28 protein-coding genes, 1 tRNA gene and 1 pseudogene are annotated in these 23,319 nt (G+C 60.3%); 22 read left to right on the forward strand and 8 right to left on the reverse strand.

Annotated features, from left to right (window positions below):
• The 3 genes and pseudogenes from ACGVJ8_RS11775 to ACGVJ8_RS11785 form a co-directional block, all read right to left on the reverse strand.
• Positions 1 to 225 (reverse strand): annotated as a pseudogene (locus ACGVJ8_RS11775) (aspartate aminotransferase); the annotation flags it as partial.
• Positions 212 to 538: a thioredoxin gene (trxA, locus tag ACGVJ8_RS11780; RefSeq protein WP_392348318.1), complete on the reverse strand. Its 327-nt coding sequence runs from the start codon at positions 536 to 538 to the stop codon at positions 212 to 214. The pseudogene ACGVJ8_RS11775 and the gene trxA, both read right to left, overlap by 14 nt.
• Before the next feature lie 56 nt (positions 539 to 594).
• Positions 595 to 1,368, reverse strand: a complete 774-nt coding sequence (locus ACGVJ8_RS11785; RefSeq protein WP_392348320.1) for a PspA/IM30 family protein — start codon at positions 1,366 to 1,368, stop codon at positions 595 to 597.
• Between the two features lie 64 nt (positions 1,369 to 1,432).
• Here ACGVJ8_RS11785 and ACGVJ8_RS11790 point away from each other — a divergent pair, with 64 nt between their 5' ends.
• Positions 1,433 to 1,954, forward strand: coding sequence for a DciA family protein (locus tag ACGVJ8_RS11790; RefSeq protein ID WP_392348322.1), 522 nt, complete (start codon positions 1,433 to 1,435; stop codon positions 1,952 to 1,954).
• Positions 1,955 to 1,969: 15 nt separating this feature from the next.
• On the opposite strand, the gene ACGVJ8_RS11795 is transcribed toward ACGVJ8_RS11790, so the two are convergent.
• The 3 genes from ACGVJ8_RS11795 to ACGVJ8_RS11805 are packed head-to-tail and all read right to left on the reverse strand — an operon-like array spanning position 1,970 to position 5,821.
• A complete protein-coding gene (locus ACGVJ8_RS11795; protein ID WP_392348324.1) occupies positions 1,970 to 3,799 on the reverse strand; it encodes an ArnT family glycosyltransferase in 1,830 nt (609 codons plus the stop codon).
• Positions 3,774 to 4,883, reverse strand: coding sequence for a glycosyltransferase (locus tag ACGVJ8_RS11800; RefSeq protein ID WP_392348326.1), 1,110 nt, complete (start codon positions 4,881 to 4,883; stop codon positions 3,774 to 3,776). Before ACGVJ8_RS11800 ends, ACGVJ8_RS11795 begins: the two co-directional genes overlap by 26 nt.
• A complete protein-coding gene (locus ACGVJ8_RS11805) occupies positions 4,880 to 5,821 on the reverse strand; it encodes a DMT family transporter (protein WP_392348328.1) in 942 nt (313 codons plus the stop codon). Before ACGVJ8_RS11805 ends, ACGVJ8_RS11800 begins: the two co-directional genes overlap by 4 nt.
• 53 nt (positions 5,822 to 5,874) lie before the next feature.
• On the opposite strand from ACGVJ8_RS11805, the gene sppA reads away from it, so the two are divergent.
• From sppA to ACGVJ8_RS11875, 14 genes are all read left to right on the forward strand, one after another.
• Positions 5,875 to 6,687 carry a signal peptide peptidase SppA gene (sppA, locus tag ACGVJ8_RS11810; RefSeq protein ID WP_392348369.1) on the forward strand — a complete coding sequence of 271 codons (813 nt, stop codon included), beginning with the start codon at positions 5,875 to 5,877 and terminating at the stop codon, positions 6,685 to 6,687.
• Entirely contained in the window at positions 6,684 to 7,067 is a 384-nt protein-coding gene (aroH, locus tag ACGVJ8_RS11815; protein ID WP_392348330.1) for a chorismate mutase, read from the forward strand. Before sppA ends, aroH begins: the two co-directional genes overlap by 4 nt.
• 75 nt (positions 7,068 to 7,142) lie before the next feature.
• Positions 7,143 to 7,718: a DUF2808 domain-containing protein gene (locus ACGVJ8_RS11820; RefSeq protein ID WP_392348332.1), complete on the forward strand. Its 576-nt coding sequence runs from the start codon at positions 7,143 to 7,145 to the stop codon at positions 7,716 to 7,718.
• Between the two features lie 46 nt (positions 7,719 to 7,764).
• The gene (rpmH, locus tag ACGVJ8_RS11825) at positions 7,765 to 7,905 is read left to right on the forward strand and encodes a 50S ribosomal protein L34 (protein ID WP_392348334.1); all 141 of its coding nucleotides are present in this window, start codon (positions 7,765 to 7,767) and stop codon (positions 7,903 to 7,905) included.
• Between the two features lie 59 nt (positions 7,906 to 7,964).
• A complete protein-coding gene (locus ACGVJ8_RS11830; RefSeq protein WP_392348336.1) occupies positions 7,965 to 8,351 on the forward strand; it encodes a ribonuclease P protein component in 387 nt (128 codons plus the stop codon).
• Complete coding sequence (locus ACGVJ8_RS11835) at positions 8,348 to 8,755, forward strand: PH domain-containing protein (RefSeq protein WP_392348338.1); 408 nt, start codon at positions 8,348 to 8,350, stop codon at positions 8,753 to 8,755. Before ACGVJ8_RS11830 ends, ACGVJ8_RS11835 begins: the two co-directional genes overlap by 4 nt.
• 55 nt (positions 8,756 to 8,810) lie before the next feature.
• Positions 8,811 to 9,941: a membrane protein insertase YidC gene (gene yidC / locus ACGVJ8_RS11840; RefSeq protein ID WP_392348340.1), complete on the forward strand. Its 1,131-nt coding sequence runs from the start codon at positions 8,811 to 8,813 to the stop codon at positions 9,939 to 9,941.
• Positions 9,938 to 10,474 carry a YceD family protein gene (locus ACGVJ8_RS11845; RefSeq protein ID WP_392348342.1) on the forward strand — a complete coding sequence of 179 codons (537 nt, stop codon included), beginning with the start codon at positions 9,938 to 9,940 and terminating at the stop codon, positions 10,472 to 10,474. The genes yidC and ACGVJ8_RS11845 overlap by 4 nt, the downstream gene beginning before the upstream one ends.
• Positions 10,471 to 11,961, forward strand: a complete 1,491-nt coding sequence (locus tag ACGVJ8_RS11850) for an AAA family ATPase (protein WP_392348344.1) — start codon at positions 10,471 to 10,473, stop codon at positions 11,959 to 11,961. The genes ACGVJ8_RS11845 and ACGVJ8_RS11850 overlap by 4 nt, the downstream gene beginning before the upstream one ends.
• 78 nt (positions 11,962 to 12,039) lie before the next feature.
• Complete coding sequence (locus tag ACGVJ8_RS11855; protein WP_006852120.1) at positions 12,040 to 12,201, forward strand: hypothetical protein; 162 nt, start codon at positions 12,040 to 12,042, stop codon at positions 12,199 to 12,201.
• 42 nt (positions 12,202 to 12,243) lie between these two features.
• A complete protein-coding gene (serS, locus tag ACGVJ8_RS11860; protein WP_392348346.1) occupies positions 12,244 to 13,521 on the forward strand; it encodes a serine--tRNA ligase in 1,278 nt (425 codons plus the stop codon).
• A gap of 24 nt (positions 13,522 to 13,545) precedes the next feature.
• Positions 13,546 to 14,628: an RIP metalloprotease RseP gene (gene rseP / locus ACGVJ8_RS11865; protein WP_392348348.1), complete on the forward strand. Its 1,083-nt coding sequence runs from the start codon at positions 13,546 to 13,548 to the stop codon at positions 14,626 to 14,628.
• A gap of 57 nt (positions 14,629 to 14,685) precedes the next feature.
• Positions 14,686 to 14,988, forward strand: coding sequence for a 30S ribosomal protein S14 (rpsN, locus tag ACGVJ8_RS11870; protein ID WP_011363576.1), 303 nt, complete (start codon positions 14,686 to 14,688; stop codon positions 14,986 to 14,988).
• A gap of 106 nt (positions 14,989 to 15,094) precedes the next feature.
• Positions 15,095 to 17,260 (forward strand): polyribonucleotide nucleotidyltransferase, encoded by a 2,166-nt coding sequence (locus ACGVJ8_RS11875; protein WP_392348351.1) that lies wholly within the window; start codon positions 15,095 to 15,097, stop codon positions 17,258 to 17,260.
• 7 nt (positions 17,261 to 17,267) lie between these two features.
• On the opposite strand, the gene ACGVJ8_RS11880 is transcribed toward ACGVJ8_RS11875, so the two are convergent.
• Positions 17,268 to 18,185 carry a 3'(2'),5'-bisphosphate nucleotidase CysQ gene (locus ACGVJ8_RS11880; protein ID WP_392348353.1) on the reverse strand — a complete coding sequence of 306 codons (918 nt, stop codon included), beginning with the start codon at positions 18,183 to 18,185 and terminating at the stop codon, positions 17,268 to 17,270.
• 26 nt (positions 18,186 to 18,211) lie between these two features.
• On the opposite strand from ACGVJ8_RS11880, the gene rsmI reads away from it, so the two are divergent.
• Together rsmI and ACGVJ8_RS11890 are read left to right on the forward strand one after the other, a co-directional pair.
• Entirely contained in the window at positions 18,212 to 19,069 is an 858-nt protein-coding gene (gene rsmI, locus ACGVJ8_RS11885; RefSeq protein ID WP_392348355.1) for a 16S rRNA (cytidine(1402)-2'-O)-methyltransferase, read from the forward strand.
• A gap of 19 nt (positions 19,070 to 19,088) precedes the next feature.
• Entirely contained in the window at positions 19,089 to 19,325 is a 237-nt protein-coding gene (locus tag ACGVJ8_RS11890) for a hypothetical protein (protein ID WP_392348357.1), read from the forward strand.
• Between the two features lie 19 nt (positions 19,326 to 19,344).
• On the opposite strand, the gene ACGVJ8_RS11895 is transcribed toward ACGVJ8_RS11890, so the two are convergent.
• Positions 19,345 to 20,055, reverse strand: coding sequence for a helix-turn-helix domain-containing protein (locus tag ACGVJ8_RS11895; RefSeq protein WP_392348359.1), 711 nt, complete (start codon positions 20,053 to 20,055; stop codon positions 19,345 to 19,347).
• Positions 20,056 to 20,144: 89 nt separating this feature from the next.
• Here ACGVJ8_RS11895 and ACGVJ8_RS11900 point away from each other — a divergent pair.
• The 5 genes from ACGVJ8_RS11900 (at position 20,145) to ACGVJ8_RS11920 (ending at position 23,301) form a co-directional block, all read left to right on the forward strand.
• Positions 20,145 to 20,218, forward strand: a tRNA-Arg gene (locus ACGVJ8_RS11900).
• A 2,224-nt stretch (positions 20,219 to 22,442) separates the two neighbouring features.
• On the forward strand, positions 22,443 to 22,580 hold the full coding sequence (locus ACGVJ8_RS11905) for a hypothetical protein (RefSeq protein ID WP_392348361.1): 138 nt from the start codon (positions 22,443 to 22,445) through the stop codon (positions 22,578 to 22,580).
• A 109-nt stretch (positions 22,581 to 22,689) separates the two neighbouring features.
• Positions 22,690 to 22,920 carry a DUF2973 domain-containing protein gene (locus tag ACGVJ8_RS11910; protein ID WP_392348363.1) on the forward strand — a complete coding sequence of 77 codons (231 nt, stop codon included), beginning with the start codon at positions 22,690 to 22,692 and terminating at the stop codon, positions 22,918 to 22,920.
• A gap of 115 nt (positions 22,921 to 23,035) precedes the next feature.
• Positions 23,036 to 23,158 carry a hypothetical protein gene (locus ACGVJ8_RS11915; protein WP_392348365.1) on the forward strand — a complete coding sequence of 41 codons (123 nt, stop codon included), beginning with the start codon at positions 23,036 to 23,038 and terminating at the stop codon, positions 23,156 to 23,158.
• Positions 23,158 to 23,301 carry a hypothetical protein gene (locus tag ACGVJ8_RS11920; RefSeq protein ID WP_392348367.1) on the forward strand — a complete coding sequence of 48 codons (144 nt, stop codon included), beginning with the start codon at positions 23,158 to 23,160 and terminating at the stop codon, positions 23,299 to 23,301. Before ACGVJ8_RS11915 ends, ACGVJ8_RS11920 begins: the two co-directional genes overlap by 1 nt.
• The last annotated feature ends 18 nt before the right edge of the window (positions 23,302 to 23,319 follow it).

Below are 23,319 nucleotides of genomic sequence, written 5' to 3' on the forward strand. Positions count from 1 at the left end.
CAGTCCGGCCTGAAGGCAATAGGAGCTGCTGCTGGACTCCATGACTGCTGAGGCCATGGTGTCCAACAACGCCTTGGGCGGCCGAAGGTCAGACGATCCGATGGAGAGATCCACCAGATCTGGACGTACCGAAGAAGACGCCTCGAGCCGATAAGCATGCTTAGCGGCATCAACACGGGCAAAAACAGCGTTGCCCAGCGAGGCAAGGCGCTTAGAGGTTGGCATCCAAGAAGGACTGCAGCTGCGGTTTGGCAATGGCACCTTCATGCCGCGCCACCACTTCACCGTTGCGGAAGAGGATCAGCGTGGGAATGCCCTGCACCTGATAAGCGTCACGGGTCTGGGGATTGGCATCCACCTCGAGCTTGCCAACGCTGAGGCGATCGCCGTAATCGCTCGCGACCCAATCCATCAATGGGGCGATCAGTCGGCAGGGGCCACACCAGGCAGCCCAGAAATCGACGAGGACCGTGCCGGAAGCCTTGAGGACTTCACGTTCAAAACCAGCGTCGGTGAAATCGGCAACAGCTCCAGCCACAGCACTCAAATGGTTGACCCGATCCTATGAAAAGCCGGATGACTTTCCCGGATTGATCAGAGCTTGTCGATGGATCGCTTCAAGTCTTCGAGTTCGGCATCCACCTCTTCCACCTGCACGGGCTTCACGGCCTCGGACGCCTCGGACGCGGGGAGAGCAACGGCTTCCTGGCCTCCCTTCAGCTGAGCGCGCAACGCCTCGAGATCATCATCAACGCCGCCACCGCTTTCCAAAGCCGCGAACTGACTCTCCAGATCAAATTCAGCCAGCTCAGCCGCGGCCTGACCGGTGGCCTCCAGGGCCTCCACCTTTTCCTCCATCCGCTCGAAGGCCGCCATAGCGGAATCGGTGCCGATGCTGCCGACGGCACTTTGCAACTGCTGCTGGGCCTTGGCCGCCTGGGCCCTGGCCTTGAGCATGTCTTTCTTGGTCTTGGCCTCAGCGATCTTTCCTTCAAGGGCAACCAGACTCTTCTTGAGCGATTCCACCTGGCCGTCTTGGGCCTGCACCTGGGCTGTCAGCGATATCGCCGTCTCCTGGAACGTCTTGCGACGGGTCAAAGCTTCCCGAGCCAGGGATTCCTCACCCTTTTTCAGAGCCAGCTCGGCACGCTCGTACCAGGTCTTGGATTGAGCTGCAGCCTGCTCAGCCTGGCTGGTCAGCCGCTTCTGACTCGCGATCGCTAGGGCGACGGCCTGACGCAACTTGACTAGATCCGCCTGCATGTCGGCGACGGATTGATCGAGGATCTTGGCGGGGTCCTCCATGCTACTGACAGCAGCGTTGGCGTTGGCGCGAACCAGCCTGCTCAGCCGATCAAAGAAACCCATGACTTGGCCTTAGACGCGCTGAGATTAGCGAGGTTCCCGCAGCAGTTCTGCCTAGAATCAACCCATGGCGGTTGCACCTGAATCTCAACGGCGCCGCCTACCTGGCCTGGAGCTGCTCCAGTCAGCTGCGCCAGCGCTGGCGGAACCCTTGGAAACCTGCCTTAGCGCGCTGCAGAGGGAGTGGCGCAAGGATGACCATCTGGCAGCGCTATGGCAGGACTGGCCGAGAGTTGCGGGAGCGCAACTTGCACCGCACTGCCGCCCCTTATCGCTACAGCGCGGTGTGCTGACCGTGGGAGCCAGCCATCCCCAATGGCGCCAGGCCCTCCTCTACAACAAGCCCCAACTCATCAGCGCCCTGCATCAAGCCGGCCACGCGGTGCGCGATCTGCGCATTCAGCAACACCACTCCCTTCAATCCCCGGTGCTGGAGAGCGAAGCCAGCATTTGGGCCCAGCATCCGAGCCGCACCGATGTCCATGGCATGGGGACGTGCCCGGACTGCGGCCGACCAGCGCCCAACGGAGAAATCAAGCTCTGGAAGCACTGCGGTTTTTGCCATCGCCAGACCTTGTCGCCCTCTTAGGGCTCAATAGTTAAGTCAATACCGCTCAGGACGCGGTCTCCGCCAGTCGGCCTTTACACCGTTGGCCTGCAGGGTTTGTGCACGTTGCTCAAGGCGGCTGCGATCCAGTCGCCACACGTTGTAAATCCCAATATGACCGAGCAGCTCGGGCTGGAGGTCGCTCCAATGATCCAGTTCTGCCGTGCCGCGATCGATTAGCACCAACACTGTGCTGGATGCACCCGGGCTTCCGAGGGGGTATCCACTCCAGCCGCGCCGCTGTTCATAAGCCAGGCGATCCGCAATGTCGACCAATGCCGCATTGGATTGGCCTTCGTACAAGATCACTTGACCTGTATAGAAATGCAGCGAGGGCTTCATAGCGCCAACCATGACCATGGGCTCTCCATTGCGCTGTTGCGACAACATCAGTGAGGCCGCGTCCCGGACCGGTTGCTGACGCAGACGATCGGCGAGTTCAGCGATGGGGATCAGAGCCGTGAGATGAAATCCGAGCAGACAGGCCTGTATGGCCAGCAAGGCCTGAGCGGCAGTACGACGCTGAAGCAACAGAACGGCTCCAAGCGCGGCGGCAGCGCTGAACCAGACCGCAGCCCACTTCAACAGACCGCTGGCCAGCAAATCCACCGACAGCGTCGGCATCTCCGGATCGTCGATCAAGAGAACCCAGAGCGATCCCAGCCAAAACCCAGCGGCCAGGGCGGCGATCAGCGCCAGGCAAGTCCCCCAGGCCATCCGTTGCCAGCGCGATGAGCCCACCGTGGCCTGGGCCACCAACAGAGCCGCCGCGGGGGTGGCGGGCAACCAATAACTGGGGAGCTTGGTGGCTGCGGTGGTGAACAGCAGCAGCACCGCCAACAGCCAGCAAGCTGCGAATTGATGCAACGAATGCTCCGGAGCGATCCGCGATCGGGGCACCCGCGCCAGCCCCAACAGCAGATAAGGAGTGAAGGGAAGGGCAGCCACGAGCATTACCGGGCCGAAAAACCACCAGGGCTGGAGGTGATCGTTCACCACGGAGGTGAACCGTTGAAGGTTGTGGTAGCCGAAAAAGCTGTCCCAGAAGGGCTGTTCTTCCACCAGCAGCTCCAGGGCGTACCAGGGAAGGCTGATGAGAGTGGTGAGCAGCAACCCGGGCAGCGGGCGCAGCCTCCGCCAGGGCTGAACGAGATCCCGTCGCAACGCTCCGAACATCAGCAGAGCGAGTCCTGAAAGCACCACAGCGACAGGCCCCTTGGCCAGCACTGCCAATCCGAGGATCACCCAGGCTGGCCACCAGGCCACCTCTTGGGGGGCGGCAAAACGCCGCCACTGCAGCAAAAGGCTGAGACCCAGCAGGCCACACAGCAGGGCATCACTCACCGCGGTGCGGCTCCAGACGAGCACCAAGGGCGAGAAGGCAAACGCCAGCGATGCAATCAAAGCCGTCAAACGCGGACGCGCATCGCCTGAAAACGGCCAGCGCAGCACGGTATCGGCGAGGCCAAGCATCAGCCCGACCGTGGCCAGGGCGGAAGGAAGCCGTGCCGCCCAACTGCCGAGAGGATCCCAAACCTCGCGTCCGGGCAAGGCGTAGCCGAACCCCATCAGCCAGTACACCAGGGGCGGTTTGTCGTAACGGGGTAAGCCGTTCACCCGAGGTGTCAGCCAGTCGCCGGTGTCAGCCATGGCCCGCCCGGCTGCGGCAAACAACGGCGGAGTTTCATCCACCACGCCTGTGGATCCCAGCCGCCAAAGCGTGATGACGAGTCCCAGGGTCAGCACAAGCGCCAGAACCTGGTGTCGCTGGCGTCCTGAAACATTGACCGACAAGGGACCCTCAGCTCCTGGGGTTGATGCTGACATTCGCCATCAGTCCTATTCGAACCCACGATTCAACACGCTGACTGAAGACCTCACAGGAGGCATGCTTCTCAACCCAGCTGCGGCAGAGGGAGCGCTCAATGCTGCCGACCCGCCGCAGGGCCTCCGTGAGGGCGACGACATCGTCGGGAGGCACCAACCAGCCTGTGCGACCCGCACAGATCAGCTCACCCGGTCCACCACGGTCATAGGCAACGACCGGAACACCACAGGCAAGGGCCTCAACCACAACATTGCCATAAGCCTCATTCCATTTCGGTGTGTTGATCAGAGCGCGGCACTGGCCCATCTCCTGCTGCAGCTCCCGGGTCGATCGAAATCCACGCCAGTCGATCGTGCCCTTGGGAACACTCGACTCCACCTGCCGGGCATAAGCGTCGTCCTCACGCAACCCCCAAACCAGAAGCTGTTCACCCAAGGCCGCCGCCGCCGCCGCCGCATCCTCCAGCCCCTTTTCCGGAGCGATGCGGCCCGCCCAACCCAGGGGGCCATCGGTCTGGCGCTGAAAGGTGTAGTTGCTGAGATCAAATCCGTTGCCCACAACATTGGCCGGAGAAGGCAGCCGGAAATCAGCGGCCTGGCGGTGGGTGTGAAAGGCAAGGCGACCTGAATCCCAGGCGGCGACGGCTTCGATCACATCGCGCATCACCGCAGCCACATCCCCCATGCTCACGAGATGAAAGAGCCTGGCGCTGACCCGTTGCGTCAGCCACAGCGGCAACCAGTCGTACCCACCGTTGATCACAGCGTCGGCAGACTGCCCCACATCGAGAGCGGCGTCCCAGAGCGCCGGCAGCAGACCGTTGCAGGGAATTTCGACCGGTGCATGCTCGGCGGCATGCTGCCAACTGGGTTGGTTCACACCCTCCACCTCCAGCACCTTAACTCCGCGGCAGTCGGCGGGGAGGGTGGAGCCCTTGGCGGCCACAACGGTGAGCCTGTGGCCGCGCCGAACCAACCCTTGCACCAAGGATCGAAGGGTGAGCTCCACGCCGCCACCCTCGCCACTGCCGAGGGCCCCAATGGGCGTGTTGACGATGACGAGGTGAAGCGGCGACATCGTCATAAGAAGGGATCCGTGAGCGACAGCGGCTCCCAGAACCGGTGCCGTTGACTGACGAAAATCACCGACACAAGCACCATCACGACACCAATCCACTGGAGCAGATCAAGGCGCTCTCCCAAAAACCACCCACCGGTGGCCAACGCAAACACAGGGGTGAGAAATCCCAGGCTGCTGAAACTTGTGAGATCGCGCTGATTGGCAAACCAGAAGAACAATCCGTAGGCCAAGGCGCTTCCGAGCAGGCTCGTGTACCCCATGCACGCCCAGTCCGTTGCCGTCCAAGCCAAACCAGCATCCGTGCGCTGCAGGGCATGAACCCCGAGCAGGGGAAGTCCCCCCAACACCATGTGCCAGGCCGTGACGGTGACCGGATCGCTGTGGCGTGAGGCAAAGCGGATCAACACCGTCCCAGCAGCCATGGCGACGGCCGCCAGCAACATCCAGCCTTCACCGGGCTGAAACAACTGCTGCACCACCGGCGGATCAACCAGCAACCACCAATGTCCTAAAAGCTCAGCGGGCAGGCCAATGCAGACGATTCCCGCCAAACCGATGGCCAGCCCCATCCAACCGATGGGATTGATCGACTCCATGAACAAAGCGCGTGCCATCAGGGCCACTAGCAGAGGTTGGCAATCAATCAGAACGGAACCGAGACCCGCGCCTGTGCCCTCCAACCCTCGCGCTAGAAGGCCTTGAAACAAGGTGGCATCCACCAGGGTGAACAGGAGGAACCAAAGCAGATCTCGTGAATCGATCGCCAGGCCACGGCCGGTCCACTGACCCCAGAGCAGAAGAGCCAAACCGGCGGGCACGAGGCGTAAGCCAGCCACCAGCCAGGGTCCTGCGCTAGCAAGCAATGGTGCCATGGCAGTCATTGCTGTTCCCCAGAGCGCAAAGGGCAGCACCATCAGAAACCAGAGTCGCAATAACGGCATGGATGGGCGCGTGGGTGCTCTTTTTAAGATCTGGAGCGATGCAGATGCGCAACATGATCTGGCCCTGGAGGCGAAAATCCCGACGACGGATGGCGCGCATCGTTGTTGATGGCCCCATCACCGGCGACACTCGGAAGCGGGTGCTAGAGGCACTGCGAGAGGTGAAGCAGAGGGAATTTCCAGCACTGCTGCTGCGGATTGACAGCCCCGGCGGCACGGTTGGAGACAGCCAAGAAATTCATGCAGCCCTGCTGCGGCTCCGGGAACAAGGTTGTCGTGTAGTAGCCAGCTTCGGCAACATTTCCGCCTCCGGAGGCGTCTACATCGGCGTAGCTGCGGAAAAAATCGTTGCCAATCCCGGCACGATCACCGGGTCCATCGGGGTGATCCTTCGGGGCAACGACCTCTCGCGGGTGTTCGAAAAGATCGGGATTCGCTTCGACACGGTGAAGAGCGGTCCGTTCAAGGACATCCTTTCTCCGGATCGCCCGCTGAGCGATGCCGAACGTGCACTGCTTCAGGAGCTGATCGACAGCAGCTACGGCCAGTTCGTTGGTGTTGTGGCTCAGGGGCGAAACCTTGAGTTGGAGACGGTGAAGCGCTTCGCCGATGGACGGGTGTTCAGTGGAGAACAGGCGCAGGCCCTGGGCTTGGTGGATGAACTCGGCGATGAGGACCATGCCCGTCGCCTCGCGGCGCAGCTGGCCGATCTCGACGCGGACGACATTCGTCCCGTCACCTTGGGCAAGCAACGCCGCAAGCTCAGTGGCTTGCTGCCCGGATCCCAGCTCTTGCATCAACTGCAGCAGCGCCTCTCGATTGAGTTAATGGGAAGCGGACAGGTGCTTTGGCTGTACCGCCCATGAGCAGCTCACCCCTCGTTCTGAGAGGCCTGCGCGGGGCCACCACCTGCACGGAGAACAGCACGAAGGCCATCCAAACTGCGGTCAGCGCTCTGATGGACGCTCTTGTCGAGCGCAACGGCCTGACCCCCGACCAGCTGGTGTCGGTGACCTTCTCGGTCACCGCCGATCTGGATGCCTGTTTCCCTGCCGCCATTGCACGACGGCGGCCTGGCTGGGACACGGTGGCTCTGCTGGACTGCCAGCAAATGGCCGTTCAAGGCGACCTCCCCCTCTGCATCCGTGTTCTGGCCCACGCCTGGATCCCCCAGGGCCAGCAACCGGTGCACCCTTATCAAGGTGACGCGCAGCGGCTCCGCCCAGACCGAACTGTCTACAACTGACAGATCAGCCTCCGACCCCTGAGATCACCGCCCCGCGGTTGGACTCAGGAGAATCCCATCATTAATACATTTCCTATGGCTCGTTCCACCACCAGACGCTTGCTTGCTGGAGCCGGCACCGCTGCGGCTCTATTGATTGGCTCGGCCATTACCGGAACTTCTGAGCAGGTTACTCACGCTCAGGGCACACCTGGACTCATTGAATTTCGGTGGGACAACGACCGTGACTACCGAAAGCTGTATTACTACCAGACTTCCAACATCCAAAACGACCGCTCGGAATGGTTCCTTACCCTGCGCGAAAAGGACCGCAAGACCGCGATCCTCAAACTCACCATCACCGTTCCGGACTACTTCGACGCCAAACTCAAACCCCACCGCATGCGCCTGTGCCGCACTAGCGTCGGCAGCATGATGGGCCGGAGCAAGTGCCTGGAAGAGGTCCCAGCCGCTATCGAGGTTAACAAAGACCAGACAGAGATTGTAGTCTTCCCAGACACTCCGCTGCCTTCAGACGGGGACTACTCGCTCTCGATCAAGTTGTTTAATCCCTCGGGCAAGCGCATGTATCAGCTCAACGCCATGGTTCAGGCTCCCGGTGATGTGCCGATGTCCGGTTACCGCGGAAGCTGGCTGATCGATGTGGACTGACTGATAAAATTCCTAACTTAGATCGGCCGGTAGCCAGGAGACGTCCATGACCAAGCGCACCCTCGGGGGAACAAACCGCAAGAGGAAGCGCGTCTCGGGTTTCCGTGTACGGATGCGCTCCCACACCGGCCGTCGCGTGATCCGCACGCGCCGTAAGCGCGGTCGGTCCCGCCTCGCTGCTTGTTGAGTCTGGGATGAATCCAGAGGATTCATCCCAGACTCAACAACTCCAAACAGGATTGGTTGATGGTCCTTCCCGCCTCCATGCGATTACGCGGGTATCGATGCTTCAGCCGTTTGCACCGGTCCTCCAAGCGCCAGCACGGAACCTTGATGGTTCTGCGCGTCACTGCAGGTGATTCCACTTTGCTTCGCCGAGAGTTGCGGGGCATCCAACACAGAACCTGCCGCTGCGCTCTGGTGATTAGCAGCAAGGTGAACAAGCGTTCCGTCAAGCGGAACCGGCTCAGGCGGCTTCTGCATGACCACCTGCGTCGACGTTTTGAACAGCGAAACGACTTGGCGGGCCAATGGTTGTTGATCAGTCTTCGCCCGGAAGCCGCGGAAGCCGAACCCACACAGTTGCTCGAAGAATGCGACAGTCTTCTGATAAGCGCCGGACTGGATCCATGACCAGCATTCAGGAAGATGTTCACTACGACGGTGGACCAGCCCGCGGAGATCTGATATTCAACATCCTGCTTGGCTTCACGCTGATTGGCCTTCCCTTCACCATTGGTGCCGTCGTTCGAGCCTTTTGGCTGCGATTCCGCATCACCAGTCGCCGCATCTCGGTGACGGGGGGCTGGATGGGCAAAGACAAAACCCAGGTTGTGTATTCGCAGATCAGCGAGGTGCGCACCGTGCCCAGGGGCTTCGGTGCCTGGGGAGACATGGTGTTGGTGCTCAAGGACGGCGCCAGGCTCGAACTGCGCTCGCTGCCTCGATTCCGGGAAGTTGAGGCCTGCATCCTCGAACGCATCAGCAGCCGTGCAGCCAAAGCCCAAGAGAAAACCACTGAAGGTTTCGCCGCCTGAGTGCAGCTGTTCATGCACACTGGCCTCACAACGTCCTGCTCCCCGTTTCTTCAACGTGATCGGATACATCTCCGACAACCTGCTGATTCCAATCCTGGACTTCTTCTATGGATTGGTTCCGAGCTATGGCCTGGCCATCATCGCCCTCACCCTCGTGATCCGGATCGCGCTCTACCCCCTGAGCGCAGGATCAATTCGCAGCGCTCGGCGCATGCGTATTGCCCAACCGGTGATTCAAAAACGTCAGGCTGAGATCAAAAGCCGATATGCCAACAATCCTCAGAAACAGCAGGAGGAGCTGGGCAATGTGATGAAGGAATTCGGCAGCCCCTTGGCGGGATGCCTGCCGCTGCTGGTGCAGATGCCGATCCTTTTTGCACTGTTTGCAACTCTGCGGGGATCACCGTTCGCCGACGTCCCATACACCCTCAACATGAAGGTATTGCCGGCTGACCAGATCGCTGCCGTTGAACCCAAACCGTTCAACAGCGCCAGCCATTCCATCTTCATCGGTGAAACCGACCATGTGCCAGTGATCGCCAGCCTGCCGCGGGGCACCAAGATCGGTGTTGGCGACAGTGCCACTGTCAACCTTCATACGAAGGACGGCCACGCTTTCAGCGACATTCTCACGGATGTTGAGAACCCTGGACGCTTTGCCCCCACGTGGGCGGTGACCAAAGGCGATGACATCGTCAGCGTCAGTGAAGACGGCACAATCACGGCCCTCGCCGCCGGTGATGCCACTGTTGAAGCGAAGATTCCGGGCTTGGCAGCTCGCAGCGGCTTCCTGTTCATCAAAGCCCTGGGCCAGGTGGGCTTCTATGCCGACGGTGCCATCAACTGGGACATCGCCATTCTCGTTGCCGGCTTCGGCATCACCTTGTTCATCTCCCAACTGTTGTCGGGCATGGGCATGCCCGACAACCCTCAGCAGGCCACGGCCAACAAAATCACTCCGGTGATGATCACGGGGATGTTTTTGTTCTTCCCCCTCCCCGCCGGCGTTCTGCTCTACATGCTGATCGCCAACATTTTCCAAGGTCTGCAGACCTTCATCCTCACCAAAGAGGCACTGCCCGACAACCTGCAGAAAATTCTGGATCAGCAAATGGCTCAGAAAACGGTGACGGTCTCCGCCAGCTCAAGTGGTTCACGGCTGCCATTTGAACCGAAGGGCAAGTGATCGAAGCACTAGAGCCTGTTCCCCTCCAGGATCTCCGGGCCCTCGGCACCGCGAAAATCTGGGACGTTGAGGGTGAGCTCGATGAGCTCTCCTCGCTCACACCGGTTCGAGGTCATGTCTCCGCAGAGCACCGCGGCAACGTCTTGGCGGTTGAGGGGAAACTCAACACGATCGTGACACTCTGCTGCGATCGCTGCCTGAATCAGTTCAATCAGAAGCTCAGCTGCACGCCTTCAGAACTGATCTGGCTGGGAGAAGAGCAACCGACGGCTGACGAGCTGGAGCTTTCCGGAGAGGTCGCCGAGATGGAAGGTCTAGTGGACGTTCTCGATTCACGCGGTCAATTTGACCCCCAGCAATGGGCATTTGAACAGCTCAACCTGCTGTTGCCCGTCGTCAACCACTGCGGTGACCACTGTCCAGGCCCACCAGGACTCCAGCACCAGCCCGTGATCCCAGACACCAAGACAAAGGATGTAGATCCCCGCTGGCAGGCCCTGCAGCAGCTTCAGCAGCAGATCGACCAGCCATGAGCAGTGCCGCCTGGGGACACCAGATCGACCTTCTGGTATGTGCTCGCACACCCCTGATCTGGGTGCGCAGCAATGAGGAAGCCCGGGTGGAAAGCCTGCTGGGAGAGGCCGCTCAGCGGCTTGCACGCCAGCTGGTCTGCTGGAATTTCATCGATGGCATCAGTGGGCCGGTGAATGCCGATGGCCAGGGAAGCCGTCAACCTATGGCCATGCTGCAGTGGCTCCAGCAACGGGATGTGGACAGCCCAACCCTTCTGCTCGCCAAAGATTTTCATCGTTTCTGCGATGATCCGGGTGTCGCCCGGATGCTGCGCAATCTCGAAGCATCTCTGCGTAGCACCCCGCACACGCTGGTGCTGTGCTGTGGGCAATGGACACCCCCCAGTGATCTGGAAGAAAGCCTCACGTTGCTGGATCTCCCCCTTCCCGACAACAACGACCTGCGCCGGCTGATCAGCAGCATCAGCACCAGCAGCGGCAGTCCCCTGCCAGCTCCCGTCCTGGATGAGCTCGCTCAGGCCTGCAGCGGGCTCAGCGAGATGCGGGTTCGTCAGGTCGCGGCCAGGGCCCTGGCCCGCCGCGGCCAGTTGGGATCAGAGGATCTGCAGGACGTTCTGGACGAAAAACGCCAGACGATTGCCCGCAGTGAGGTGCTGGAGTTTTGTCGCAGCGATGCGGGCACCGAAGCCATCGGAGGCCTCGACGGTCTCAAGACCTGGCTGAACCAACGGCACCGGGCCTTCTCAGAAGATGCACGGCGTTTCGGACTGCCTTTGCCCCGTGGCGTCCTGCTCGTGGGTCCTCAAGGCACAGGGAAATCACTCACGGCCAAGGCCATCGCCTGCAGTTGGTCGATGCCCCTGTTGCGTCTGGATGTGGGGCGTCTGTTCGCGGGCTTGGTGGGGGCCAGCGAGGCACGCACCCGCGAGATGATCCAACGGGCTGAAGCGATGGCGCCCTGCGTGCTCTGGATCGATGAGATCGATAAGGGCTTCGGGGGGGATGGCCGCAGCGACGGCGGCACCACCCAGCGGGTGCTGGCCAACGTGCTCACGTGGATGGCTGAGAAACAGTCACCGGTGTTCGTCGTCGCCACCGCCAACGGTGTCGAGAAGCTGCCACCGGAACTGCTGCGCAAGGGGCGTTTCGATGAGCTCTTCATGCTCGATCTGCCCAGCAGCGCTGAGCGCAACAGCATTCTTGAGCTGCATCTGGAACGGCGACGCCCGGGGCTGAAACTTCCCCTGGACACCGTGGTGAGCCGCAGTGAGGGCTTCTCCGGTGCCGAGCTGGAGCAGACCGTAATCGAGGCGATGCATTTGGCCTTTGCCGACAGCCGTGAGTTGACGGAGCCGGATCTGATTGGAGCGGCGTCTCAGCTCATCCCCCTCTCCCGCACCGCCAGCGAACAGCTCGAACGGCTGAAGCAGTGGGCTGCCGGCGGCCGCGCCCGCCCCGCGTCTGTTGCTGCAGGTAACGAAGCCTGACGCGGCGTAACGAATGCCAGCCTTGCGTAAGGCGCTGGCCGGCGCGCTCCCTACGGTCCCAACAACAGCAGGACCAACGTGGAGAGCCGCAACGACATCGCCACTCAGCTCTGCGTGGCCTGCCTTGGTGCCGGCGTGATCACGACCATGGCAGTCGCTCAGGGGCAAAGCCCCCTCACCGCCCTTGGCATCACCCTATTCTCGGGCATTGCAGCGGTGATGGTCGGCCAGGTGCTCTGAACCGGACTACCATAGGCTGCCGGCGCTGATGCCCCTGAAACCGTGCTCGATCAGCGCCTTGTGCGTGACAACTCCGAAACGATCGCCCAGCAACTGGGGCGTCGAGGTAAGGCTGTTGATCTCACCCAACTGCAGCTGATTGCCCAGCAGCAGCGCGATCTCGAGCAACAACGCAGCAGCCTGCAGGCGGAGGGCAACCGAATCGGCAAGGAGGTCGGCCAACGCATCAAGTCGGGCGCTGATCCCAAAGGCGACGAGGTCGCCGAACTCCGCCAACAGGGCAATGCGATCAAGCAGAAGGTGGCGGTGCTGGAGGAGGAGGAAAAACAGCTCTCGAGTGAGCTCAAGCAGCTGCTGCTGGGGTGCCCCAATCTCCCTTCAGAGGACTGCCCTGATGGGCGCAGTGAAGAGGACAACGTTGAAGTGCGCCGCTGGGGAACCCCCCGGGTTGACGACAACCTTGACGAGCACTGGCAGATCGCTGAACGCCTGCAGCTGTTCGACACCGAACGCTCCGTCCGCATCGCGCAGAGCCGTTTCGTCACGCTGATGGGTCAGGGGGCACGGCTGGAGCGTGGCCTGATCAATTTCATGCTCGACCTCCACACGAGCAAGGGCTACCGAGAGGTGCTGCCCTCGGTGCTGGTGAACAGCGCCAGCCTCACCGGATCAGGACAACTACCCAAGTTCGCTGAGGAAAGCTTCCGTTGCGCGGAGGACGACCTCTGGTTGACACCGACCGCTGAGGTGCCCGTGACCTCCCTGCACCGGGACGAAATCATCCCGGCAGATCAACTGCCCCTGCGTTATGCCGCCTACAGCCCCTGCTTCCGCCGTGAGGCCGGCAGCTACGGCCGCGACACCCGTGGCCTGATTCGCCTGCACCAGTTCAACAAGGTGGAGCTGTACTGGTTTGTGCACCCCGATCACTCCGAAGAAGCGCACCAACAGATCACGGCCGATGCAGAAGCCGTGCTTCAGGCGCTGGAGCTGCCCTATCGAGTCTTGGACCTCTGCACCGCCGATCTCGGCTTCTCCGCCCGCCGGACCTATGACCTCGAGGTGTGGCTGCCGGGGGCGGGGGCCTATCGGGAAATTTCCAGTTGCAGCGTCTGTGGCGATTTTCAGGCGCGACGGTCCTCCATCCGCACCAAGGAAGGCAAGGCCACGAAGTTGGTTCACACCCTGAATGGCAGTGGCCTGGCCGTTGGCAGAACCATGGCGGCCCTGTTGGAGAACGGCCAACAGCCCGACGGCAGCGTCCTGCTGCCCAAAGCTCTGGTGCCCTACGTCGGCTGCGAGCGACTCCAGCCAGAATGAGTCGACTGGACTCCTAACGAAAATATGAACGTGTTGGCCGCCCTTCTGGTCCTCGCCCTGCTGATCGTGGTGCATGAGGCCGGCCATTTCCTCGCTGCCACGCTCCAGGGAATCCGCGTCAGCGGCTTTTCCATTGGCTTTGGCCCGGCTTTGATCAAAAGACAACGTTGTGGGGTGACCTACGCCCTGCGGCTGCTGCCCCTGGGTGGTTTCGTCGCCTTTCCCGACGACGACGAGGAGAGCACGATCCCTGCTGATGATCCTGATCTGCTGCGCAATCGGCCAACACCCCAGCAAGCCTTGGTGGTTGCTGCAGGGGTGTTGGCCAACCTGGCATTAGCACTGGTGGTGCTGTTCGCTCAGGCAGCGTTTGTCGGTGTGCCCGCCGCGCCGGATCCGGGGGTCCTGGTGGTTCAGGTGCAACCGGGTGGTGCTGCCGCCCGCTCCGGGCTTCGTGCCGGTGACCAGATCCTCAGCCTGAATGCCCAACCCCTTGTCGCAGGACAACGGGGCGTTGAAGCGATGGTGCGGGATGTGAAAGCAGCACCCGAGCAAGCCATCCGTGTGGAGCGAAAGCGGGGAGACAAGACGTCCACCGTTGAACTCATCCCCGACGATCAACAGGGCACAGGAAAAATCGGCGCCCAGCTGCAGGCCAACATCAGTGGTGAAATGCGCCCCGTGAGGAATCCCGGTGAACTGGTACTCACCACCGGCTCGCAATTCAGCCAAATGCTGCAGCAAACCGTGCGTGGCTACGCCGGCCTCCTGACCAACTTCCGAGCCACGGCGGGGCAGGTGAGTGGCCCCGTCAAGATCGTTGAGATGGGGGCTCAACTCAGCCAGCAGGGGGGATCCGGGTTGGTGCTCTTCTCAGCCCTGATCTCAATCAATCTGGCGGTGCTCAATTCGCTGCCGCTGCCGCTGCTCGATGGCTGGCAGATGATGATGCTGGCGATTCAATCCGTTCGGGGTCGTCCGGTGTCCGAACGGATCCAAATGGCCTTCGTGCAATCCGGTTTTCTTCTGCTGGTGGGGCTCACGCTTGTGCTGATCGTGCGTGACACCAGTCAGCTGCCGGTGGTCCAGCAATTGATGGGTCGCTAGGAGGGCGAAGGCGCCCATGTATCGTTGACGATCCGTTCACTAGCTGCCCTCAGCTGCATGGCCAAGAAGTCGATGATCGCTCGCGATGTGAAGCGCAAGAAAACGGTTGAGCGCTATGCGGCCAAGCGCGCAGCACTGATGGCGGCCTTCAACGCAGCCGAAGATCCGATGGATCGTCTGGAGATCCACCGCAAGATTCAGGCTCTGCCTCGCAACAGCGCACGCATCCGTGTGCGCAACCGCTGCTGGGCCACCGGCAAGCCCCGCGGCGTTTATCGCGATTTCGGTCTCTGCCGTAACCAGCTGCGTGAGCGCGCCCACAAAGGAGAACTGCCCGGCGTGGTCAAGTCCAGCTGGTGATCAGATTGTCGCCATGGCGTCGTGAGGGGAGGTTTGGCCTCCCCTTTCTTGTGAAGAGCAGCCATGAAATGTCAGACTTGGGATTGACAAAAGGACATAAGACGTCGTGCAAGGACAAACCCAGTCGATCTCCTTTGACGGACGCGAGATTCGACTGACCACCGGGCGCTTCGCCCCTCAGGCGGGAGGATCCGTCTTGGTGGAGTGTGGCGACACCGCCGTGCTTGTGACCGCAACCCGTTCAGGCGGCCGTGAAGGCATTGATTTCCTGCCGCTTATCTGCGACTACGAGGAGCGGCTTTATGCAGCTGGCCGCATTCCCGGCAGCTACATGCGTCGTGAGAGCCGCCCACCCGAACGCGCCACGCTCACGGCTCGACTGATTGACCGCCCAATGCGGCCACTCTTCCCCAGCTGGCTGCGCGACGACTTGCAGGTAGTGGCCACCTGCCTGTCCCTCGATGAGCGGGTCCCCGCCGATGTTCTGGCGGTGACGGGCGCATCGATTGCCACGCTGCTGGCGGGCATCCCCTTCAACGGCCCGATGGCAGCCGTGCGGGTGGGTCTGCTGGGGGATGACTTCGTCCTCAACCCGAGTTACCGGGAGATCGAACGGGGTGATCTGGACTTGGTGATTGCCGGCACCCCTGACGGCGTGGTGATGGTCGAGGCCGGCGCCAACCAGCTGCCCGAGCAAGACGTGATCGAGGCGATTGATTTCGGCTACGAGGCGATCTGCGAACTAATCAAGGCTCAGGAACAGCTGCTCAAGGATCTGGGCATCACCCAGGTGAAGCCCGAGAAGCCAGAAGAAGACAGCACGGTTCCTGCCTATCTGGAGAAGCAGTGCACCAAGGCGATCAGCGCTGTCCTGAGCAAGTTTGATCAGAGCAAGGACGAGCGGGACACAGTCCTGGAAACCGTGAAGGGCGAGGTGTCCGAGACCATCGCAGGTCTCAAGGAAGACCATGCCGTTCGCCAAGCCCTGGCCAGCAGCCCGAAGCTGCTCAGCAATAGCTTCAAGGCGCTGACCAAGAAGTTGATGCGTCAGCAGATTCTCAAAGACGGCAAGCGTGTGGATGGACGCGGCCTCGACGAGGTTCGCCAGATCAGCGCCATGGCCGGTGTCCTGCCGCGCCGGGTGCATGGTTCTGGTCTGTTCCAGCGCGGACTCACCCAAGTGCTTTCCACCGCAACGCTGGGCACCCCCAGCGATGCCCAGGAGATGGACGATCTCCATCCCAACACCGAGAAGCTGTACCTACACCACTACAACTTCCCGCCCTACTCCGTCGGTGAAACCCGGCCGATGCGCTCCCCCGGTCGTCGTGAGATCGGCCATGGCGCCCTGGCCGAACGCGCCATTCTCCCGGTGCTTCCCGAGAAGGACACCTTCCCTTACGTGGTACGTGTGGTGAGCGAAGTGCTCAGCTCCAATGGCTCCACCTCGATGGGTTCCGTCTGCGGCAGCACCCTGTCGCTGATGGACGCCGGTGTGCCGCTGAAGGCCCCGGTGAGTGGCGCTGCCATGGGTCTGATCAAAGAGGGCGATGAGGTGCGGATCCTCACCGACATCCAGGGCATCGAGGACTTCCTCGGCGACATGGACTTCAAGGTGGCCGGCAGCGAGAAGGGCATCACAGCCCTGCAGATGGACATGAAGATCACCGGCCTCTCGGTGAAGACGGTGGCCGAAGCCGTCAACCAGGCGCGTCCGGCACGGCTCCACATCCTCGAGAAGATGCTTGAGGCGATCGACACCCCTCGGGACAACCTCTCGCCCCATGCCCCACGTCTGCTCAGCTTCCGGATTGATCCTGAGCTGATCGGTACCGTGATCGGCCCCGGTGGACGCACGATCAAGGGCATTACCGAGCGCACCAACACCAAGATCGACATCGAGGACGGCGGCATCGTGACCATCGCCTCCCACGATGGTGCTGCGGCTGAAGAAGCCCAGAAGATCATTGAAGGCCTGACTCGCAAGGTCAATGAAGGCGAAGTGTTCTCCGGTTCGGTCACGCGGATCATCCCGATCGGCGCCTTCGTGGAGATCCTTCCTGGCAAGGAGGGCATGATCCACATCTCGCAGCTCTCCGAAGCTCGCGTCGAGAAGGTCGAAGACGTGGTGAAGGTGGGCGACGAGGTGACCGTGCGGGTGCGCGAAATCGACAACCGCGGCCGCATCAACCTCACCCTGCGGGGCGTGCCCCAGGCCATCGACGCCGCCGAGGTGGAGCCTCAGCCCACCCCGGTTGCACCTCTGAGCTGATCAGGCCTCAGACCTGAAAGCCGGGATCGATCTCGGCCATGGCCCGCGTCGCACGCTCTCCGAGCTCGGCGTGGGTTTTTCCATGGCTGGCAATCAGACAGCCGGCCTGACGCACATCGCCGATGTTGTAGGTGAGGTCGGCCTGATCGGCATGGGTGAAGCGACCACCGGCCGCCAGCAGCACCGCTTCCGGAGCCGCCATGTCCCAATCCTTGGGGGCACTCTTGCCGGAGAGGGAGACGTAGAGGTCGGTTTCGCCTCTCAATATCGTGGCAACCTTGAAGCCAATGCTGCCCACTGCTTTGGAACCGCCGAGATTGAGGGCATCAATGAGCTTGACCAAACGGTCGTCGCGGTGGCTGCGGCTGGCCACCAGGATCAGATCTGAAACTGCGGTTCTGCCGCTAAAGCGAACCGGCGACCGCTCACCCTGACGGTCTTCACACCAGGCACCCTCACCAACGATGCCGATCCAAAGTTCATCGGCTTCTGGAAGGAGCACAACACCGATCACCGGCCGCTTATCGCGCACCAGGGCCAGATGAACGGCGTATTCACCTGTGCCCTGCAGGAAATCCTTGGTGCCATCCAGGGGATCGAGAATCCACAGCCACTCCGCCGGCAGCGGTTGGCCTTCCGTGAGCTGCTCCTTGGCGGTCTCCTCACTGAGCAGCGTCCAGTCAGCCTTGGGGAATGCAGCGGACAGCCCGTCCAGCAACCACTTGTTCACGGCCAGATCAGCCGCAGACACGGGGCCCTCTCCGCCGTCATCAACACTTAAGGCGTTGGGAAAACCATGCGGGGGCTGTTCGCCGCGGGCATAGGCCCGCAAGATGTCGGCGGCTCCCCAACTCAAGCGACGCAATTCCGTCAGCAGAGCCTCCTTGTCAACGCCAGCGGGGAAGACGGCAGAGCTGGGCATCATGATCAACAGAGGCGCTCGCCATTGTGATGCAGCGGGATGAACCAAGCGGCGGCAGCCTCTATCTGGTGGGCACTCCCATTGGCCATCTGGGGGATCTGTCGCCACGAGCCCGCGATTTGCTCCGCAGCGTGGATGTGATCGCCTGTGAAGACACCCGCCACAGCGGACAGCTGCTCAGCAGTCTTAGAGCAGAAGGCCGCAAGCTGTCCTTTCATCAGCACAACACCCGCACACGCTTGCCCCAACTGCTGGATCTGCTATCGGAGGGACAAAGCCTGGCGGTGATCAGTGATGCTGGACTGCCGGGCATCAGCGACCCCGGTGAAGAGCTGGCGGCCGCCGCGCACCAGGCCGGCCATCCCGTGATCTGCATTCCCGGCCCCTGCGCCGCCACTACCGCTTTGGTGAGCAGCGGCTTGCCCAGCGGCCGCTTCTGCTTCGAAGGATTTCTTCCGGCCAAAGGCAAGGAACGGCGGGCACGCCTGGAAGCGATCAGCAACGAACCCCGCACCACCGTGCTGTACGAAGCGCCGCATCGACTGATCACGTTGCTCGAGGAACTTCAGCACCACTGCGGAGTAGAGCGTCCCCTGCAGGTGGCTCGGGAACTGACCAAACGCCACGAAGAACAGGTGGGGCCGACGGTGGACCATGCCCTGCTGCACTTTCAGCATCACCCGCCCCAAGGCGAATGCACGGTTGTGCTAGGGGGAGCACCGCCGGAAGAAGCAAAAGAACCCGACGACGATGAGCTGACCAAACGGCTGCAGGCGTTGCAGGACGAGGGTGCAAGCGCCAGCGACGCTGCACGGCAACTGGCCCAGACCACAGGGCTGTCCAGACGACGCCTGTATGCCCTCTTGCACCAGGGCACGTCAAACTGAGCCCGTCGACGGTTGTGCTGTGTTGATTCGCCTTCGTCTCCTGCTGATCAGCTTTGGCGGTGGCCTGCTGCTGCTGCTGCTGCTCTGCCTTGGAGCGCAGAACCTTCAGGATCGCCACACGTTCCAACTCGGGGGGCAGCGATCGGTGCCTCTTCCCACGGGTTTTCTCGTGGGGATTGCGATGGTGATCGGCGTGATCAGCGGAGGAACCGCGACGGCCGTTTTGCTTCCCGATCAACGCGATCGCTTCGACTAAGAGCAATCAACTCCGGTGCTCAGGCATCCAACGCAATCAAGGTTCCTTCCAACACCAGTCGTGTAATGCCCCGGGCCAGCAGGTAACTGCTGGTGCGCTGAAAGACAGCCGTGTCGGGAACCTTGATCACCCGCTGACTCCGCCCGCACTGACGCTTGGCCGCGCGGGGGCTGGCAAACAGGCACAACCCCTGACGTTCCTGCTCGGCATCGTCGAGAAGACCCAATTCGGGGAACTCCTTAAGGGGGCGCGCATCCAACTCGACCACCTTGTCGACCAGCATGTAGGCGCTGTCGGGCAGTAGGTCGACACTGAACGGTTGGGCCTGATTGAGAGGGCGATCACTGAGATTTCCCACGCCAAGAAGGGGAACAAGCTCCATGAACGTTTCAACGCTGCCGTTGTCATCGTCTTCGGCGAGCTCATCATCAGGGTCCTCACCGAAATCATCCGCGTCATCCAGGGCCAGGCTGCTGTCATCCTCCTTAAGGGAGTCAGCTTCTGGTTCTTCAGCCTGGGTAACAGCTGGCGGGGGAGGGGTGGCCAAACCTTTTTGCCGGCTGGCCTTCAGTGCGGCATAAGCATCAGCAGGCAACAGCGCTTTCACCGTGCGGCTCACGGTGTTGGGACTGCAGCCAAAGGCCTCAGCCAAAGCTGATGTTGACTCGCCGGCCTTGTAACGACCGACCAGATCCTGCTTCTCGCTGTCGCTGAGACGACGCGGGGCCATGCATGCCGATCAACAGCTCTTCACCTTAGTTGGCACAAGGCATCCAAATCCAGCCTGCCCTGAAGCAGCCTGCCAAAATGTGGTTGCTTGCTCCCTTAGCTCAGCTGGATAGAGCAACTGCCTTCTAAGCAGTCGGTCGATGGTTCGAATCCATCAGGGGGCGTCAGTCACAGCAAGTGGTTTCAGCGAAAGCTGATCCCCCGTTCTCTTGGTTTCTACTTTCCGTGGCCCAAACTGTGGCTCAAACCAACTAGTCAGCAGCGAATGCAGCAGTGAGGGCACAAGCAGCAAGCAGCGCAAAGTACCTGGAGTGATTCGGTGCACAGTTGAAACCAAGCTGCGACTTGAGCCACAACAGGTTCATCGCAACAACTCAGATGGCTTCAACCACTGAGCAACGCAAAGAGGAACTCACAAGCTCCACTCGCATTGCAGCGGAAGTCATCCTTGGATTGGGATGTTTCGTAGCCGTACTGACCGGTGGGCTCTTTTGTTGGACAAACAATTGGGGAGGCGTTGAGCACGCTTCAAACGATCGCTCCAGTCGAAATCGATTCTCTTCGCTGACTAGGAACGGTCAACGCATGAATCAGCGCAGAGGCGGGGGACAGCATCTCCACCCTGTCTTCCGCATTGTCTCCCAAGCCTCAAGTACTGGTGAGCTTGGTCAGCCTCATTTCTTCATTCGGCTTTCGCTTGTGTTTCCTCTTCTGCCTCAGTACGAAGGAAACGCTTGCGTTGAGGTGACTCAAGGCCAGTCATTCGAGCGTCGAACCTTTCCAGAGCTTTGTTCTCGACTTTGCGACGTTCCTCTTCCCACCACATCAACAGGAAACGCATATCTCTTTCGGCCATTACTGAGACCTCCTATTCAGATCTCGCGTTGTGGTCTCTCGGCCCTTCCGCGTGAGATGAACCTCTCAGGTATTTGAGATGCCGAATACCCCTAATCGGGGGTATTGGCATACGCCAAACAGGAGTTGATTAAACGGATCGAAGGGGCGTCAGCACCTCCTTCGGTCATCGACCGAAAGCCCTGGACCTGAGACGACAGGGTTTTCGTCTTTGCCTCGAGAACCACCCTGGAGCTGTCACTCTCCAGGGGTTTTTCTTTTGTCCCCAGGCAGGGGTATCAAAAGGCTTGTGCCGGATGGGAGATTGACAGAATCAAAACAGGAGGGTCTTGTGGCCGCTTCCTTCTTCCCCAAACGTGTACTGGGAGAACTTGCTTGAAATGGTCTGCTGACGGCTCATTGTCCGAGCACGATCAAGATGAACTGATGAAACGCCTTTGCGCGACTGATCCGGCATTGGCTCAATCCGAAGCTTGCAACGCTCGTCAGGATGCAGAGCTAAGAAAGATCCACAAAAGGTGAGCCCTCTTCTCCTACTGGTTGGCTTAGGGCTCGGCGGTTGTCTCGCCGTATGGCGCAACAAGCGAGCCTTAAAGTTAGGGCAAAACGCAGGCTTTAGCTGTCCTTCGCCAGCTCAATCACGTTCCGCCAATCAGGTCCCAGCTCAGCTGCCAGATCATTCTCTAACGATCTCAAGTACCGCTTCCGCTGCCCTGACTCTCCACCGACCCAGATCGGAATTTCTCTAGTGGTTTGACTCATGTTCAGAAACTTCTCACATCGAGAGGTCAGCTTGTTGTAGTTCACCGTCGATTTCGCTTTACACAGCAGCGGTATCCACATACCAACCAGCGCGGATTATTTTCTCTGCTCCCTCAACGTCATGGCAAGAAACCCTCTCTCTCAAAACTAAGCAGACATCTGATCTTCATAATCAGCAAGCTCTTTTTCTAACTCTCCTACCTGACTAAATAGATTTTCATTATGTGGGCAGATAGAATCTGGGGGGAGGTCGTGGTACAGTCCACGCGGTAAAGCATCAATCGAGAGATCATGATCTCTTCTCTCAGGTGCTAGCTCCTACTAAATAAGGACTAAGTGTCAAGATTGTGGCTATTCCCTTGGGCGCCTGAAGCATCAGAACCTTCAAATGTCCGAGAATGAGCATCAGCAAGCCTCTGATCTAATGCCTCCATTCTTCGCACAAGAGGCCCATAAAGCTCTCAAGCACTGGGGACTTGGGGAAGAAGTGCTTCTCGGCAAAGCATCAGTTGAATTATCTCGTTCTCGGCTGATCGAGAATCATTCACAACACATACAAGCTTATCGTGCAAATAGACAATGCATGAATTTCAAAGAATCTTCTGTGCCAGCAGGACAATACGCTGAACTCAACAACACAACTGTGGCTGTAGTTACACGTCAAGGACTGAGGCACCGTTTTCCAGCTCCGTCGGTCCTTCCACTCAGCTACAGATTCCATCGGGCGAATCAGTGGTTTCATCCCGTTCTCAAGGTGGTGAGCATTGGCGGTTGAAAGCTCTGAGCGCATCCACCTCATGCAGTACAGGAGGGGGGGAGTACATCCTCAACCGACTGCATGCTCAGATGGCGATCAACAAAGTTGTGAGCCTCACCTACCGAGGCATTATCTACGAGAAGCAGCTCTGATTAGGTGAAATTGGTGGTCAACGCACAGGCGATGGGTAGCCCAGGTCTGAAGGCGGCCTCAGCCGGCAATAAAAGTGGTTAACATTCTTCACATTGAGTTGAGATAGCAGTGATCGCAGGTCTTTTCCCACTCGCGTACGCAGCCGTCTTGACATGCTTGCTTCTGCAAGCTTTTCGAATGATGCTCCCATCGCCTGCTTCTAAGGCCAGCGCGTCGAACGACCGAACAGGTCTCAAAACCACACATCCAGAACTGCTTGATGAAAACGGTGAAGTGACCAGCGAAGAGCTTTGGGCTGTTCGCTTCTCGAGCGAAGGCTTAGTTCTCCCTGAGGCTTGAGCATCAAATTCTGGATTCAGTCAGTAGGGTCCGTAGACTCTCAGGTCAGCCTCACGTGAATTGTCATCCGAATCTGGCCTTTTTTGGAGGCACCGTGATCATCGCAATCATGGTCATGGCTGCTTTCGCCAACGTCGCCAACGCTGGCGGCTGCTCTTACAGCAAGTCCAAATCAGCCGAAGCAACAACTGAAGAGATCAAAGGCACAGCCGAGCAAAGGGCTGAGGTCGAAGCCTGATGACTGACTATTCCGGAGCCATCACCGCCCTCATCATCGTCACCGCAGTTATCTCTACGGCAGTCGTGTACGTGTTGGCTCAACCCACCGACCTGCCGAGATACAAGGAGAACGACCCGAGATCTAAAGAGGACGACCGCTAAACGTCTATCGCGTCGGGC

The sequence above is a fragment of the Parasynechococcus sp. genome (assembly GCF_042954245.1).
GTDB lineage: Bacteria > Cyanobacteriota > Cyanobacteriia > PCC-6307 > Cyanobiaceae > Parasynechococcus.

Bases quoted from the DNA above. Each gene is read 5' to 3' on its own strand.
- ACGVJ8_RS11835 (WP_392348338.1), top strand. From the start codon at position 8,348: ATGACCAGCATTCAGGAAGATGTTCACTACGACGGTGGACCAGCCCGC.
- ACGVJ8_RS11820 (WP_392348332.1), top strand. From the start codon at position 7,143: ATGGCTCGTTCCACCACCAGACGCTTGCTTGCTGGAGCCGGCACCGCT.
- sppA (WP_392348369.1), top strand. From the start codon at position 5,875: ATGATCTGGCCCTGGAGGCGAAAATCCCGACGACGGATGGCGCGCATC.
- rpsN (WP_011363576.1), top strand. From the start codon at position 14,686: ATGGCCAAGAAGTCGATGATCGCTCGCGATGTGAAGCGCAAGAAAACG.
- ACGVJ8_RS11880 (WP_392348353.1), bottom strand. From the start codon at position 18,185: ATGATGCCCAGCTCTGCCGTCTTCCCCGCTGGCGTTGACAAGGAGGCT.
- ACGVJ8_RS11800 (WP_392348326.1), bottom strand. From the start codon at position 4,883: ATGACGATGTCGCCGCTTCACCTCGTCATCGTCAACACGCCCATTGGG.
- rseP (WP_392348348.1), top strand. From the start codon at position 13,546: ATGAACGTGTTGGCCGCCCTTCTGGTCCTCGCCCTGCTGATCGTGGTG.
- ACGVJ8_RS11805 (WP_392348328.1), bottom strand. From the start codon at position 5,821: ATGCCGTTATTGCGACTCTGGTTTCTGATGGTGCTGCCCTTTGCGCTC.
- rpmH (WP_392348334.1), top strand. From the start codon at position 7,765: ATGACCAAGCGCACCCTCGGGGGAACAAACCGCAAGAGGAAGCGCGTC.
- ACGVJ8_RS11830 (WP_392348336.1), top strand. From the start codon at position 7,965: ATGGTCCTTCCCGCCTCCATGCGATTACGCGGGTATCGATGCTTCAGC.
- rsmI (WP_392348355.1), top strand. From the start codon at position 18,212: ATGCAGCGGGATGAACCAAGCGGCGGCAGCCTCTATCTGGTGGGCACT.
- ACGVJ8_RS11790 (WP_392348322.1), top strand. From the start codon at position 1,433: ATGGCGGTTGCACCTGAATCTCAACGGCGCCGCCTACCTGGCCTGGAG.
- ACGVJ8_RS11915 (WP_392348365.1), top strand. From the start codon at position 23,036: ATGGCTGCTTTCGCCAACGTCGCCAACGCTGGCGGCTGCTCTTACAGC.
- aroH (WP_392348330.1), top strand. From the start codon at position 6,684: ATGAGCAGCTCACCCCTCGTTCTGAGAGGCCTGCGCGGGGCCACCACC.
- ACGVJ8_RS11795 (WP_392348324.1), bottom strand. From the start codon at position 3,799: ATGTCAGCATCAACCCCAGGAGCTGAGGGTCCCTTGTCGGTCAATGTT.
- ACGVJ8_RS11895 (WP_392348359.1), bottom strand. From the start codon at position 20,055: ATGGCCCCGCGTCGTCTCAGCGACAGCGAGAAGCAGGATCTGGTCGGT.
- ACGVJ8_RS11850 (WP_392348344.1), top strand. From the start codon at position 10,471: ATGAGCAGTGCCGCCTGGGGACACCAGATCGACCTTCTGGTATGTGCT.
- ACGVJ8_RS11785 (WP_392348320.1), bottom strand. From the start codon at position 1,368: ATGGGTTTCTTTGATCGGCTGAGCAGGCTGGTTCGCGCCAACGCCAAC.
- ACGVJ8_RS11920 (WP_392348367.1), top strand. From the start codon at position 23,158: ATGACTGACTATTCCGGAGCCATCACCGCCCTCATCATCGTCACCGCA.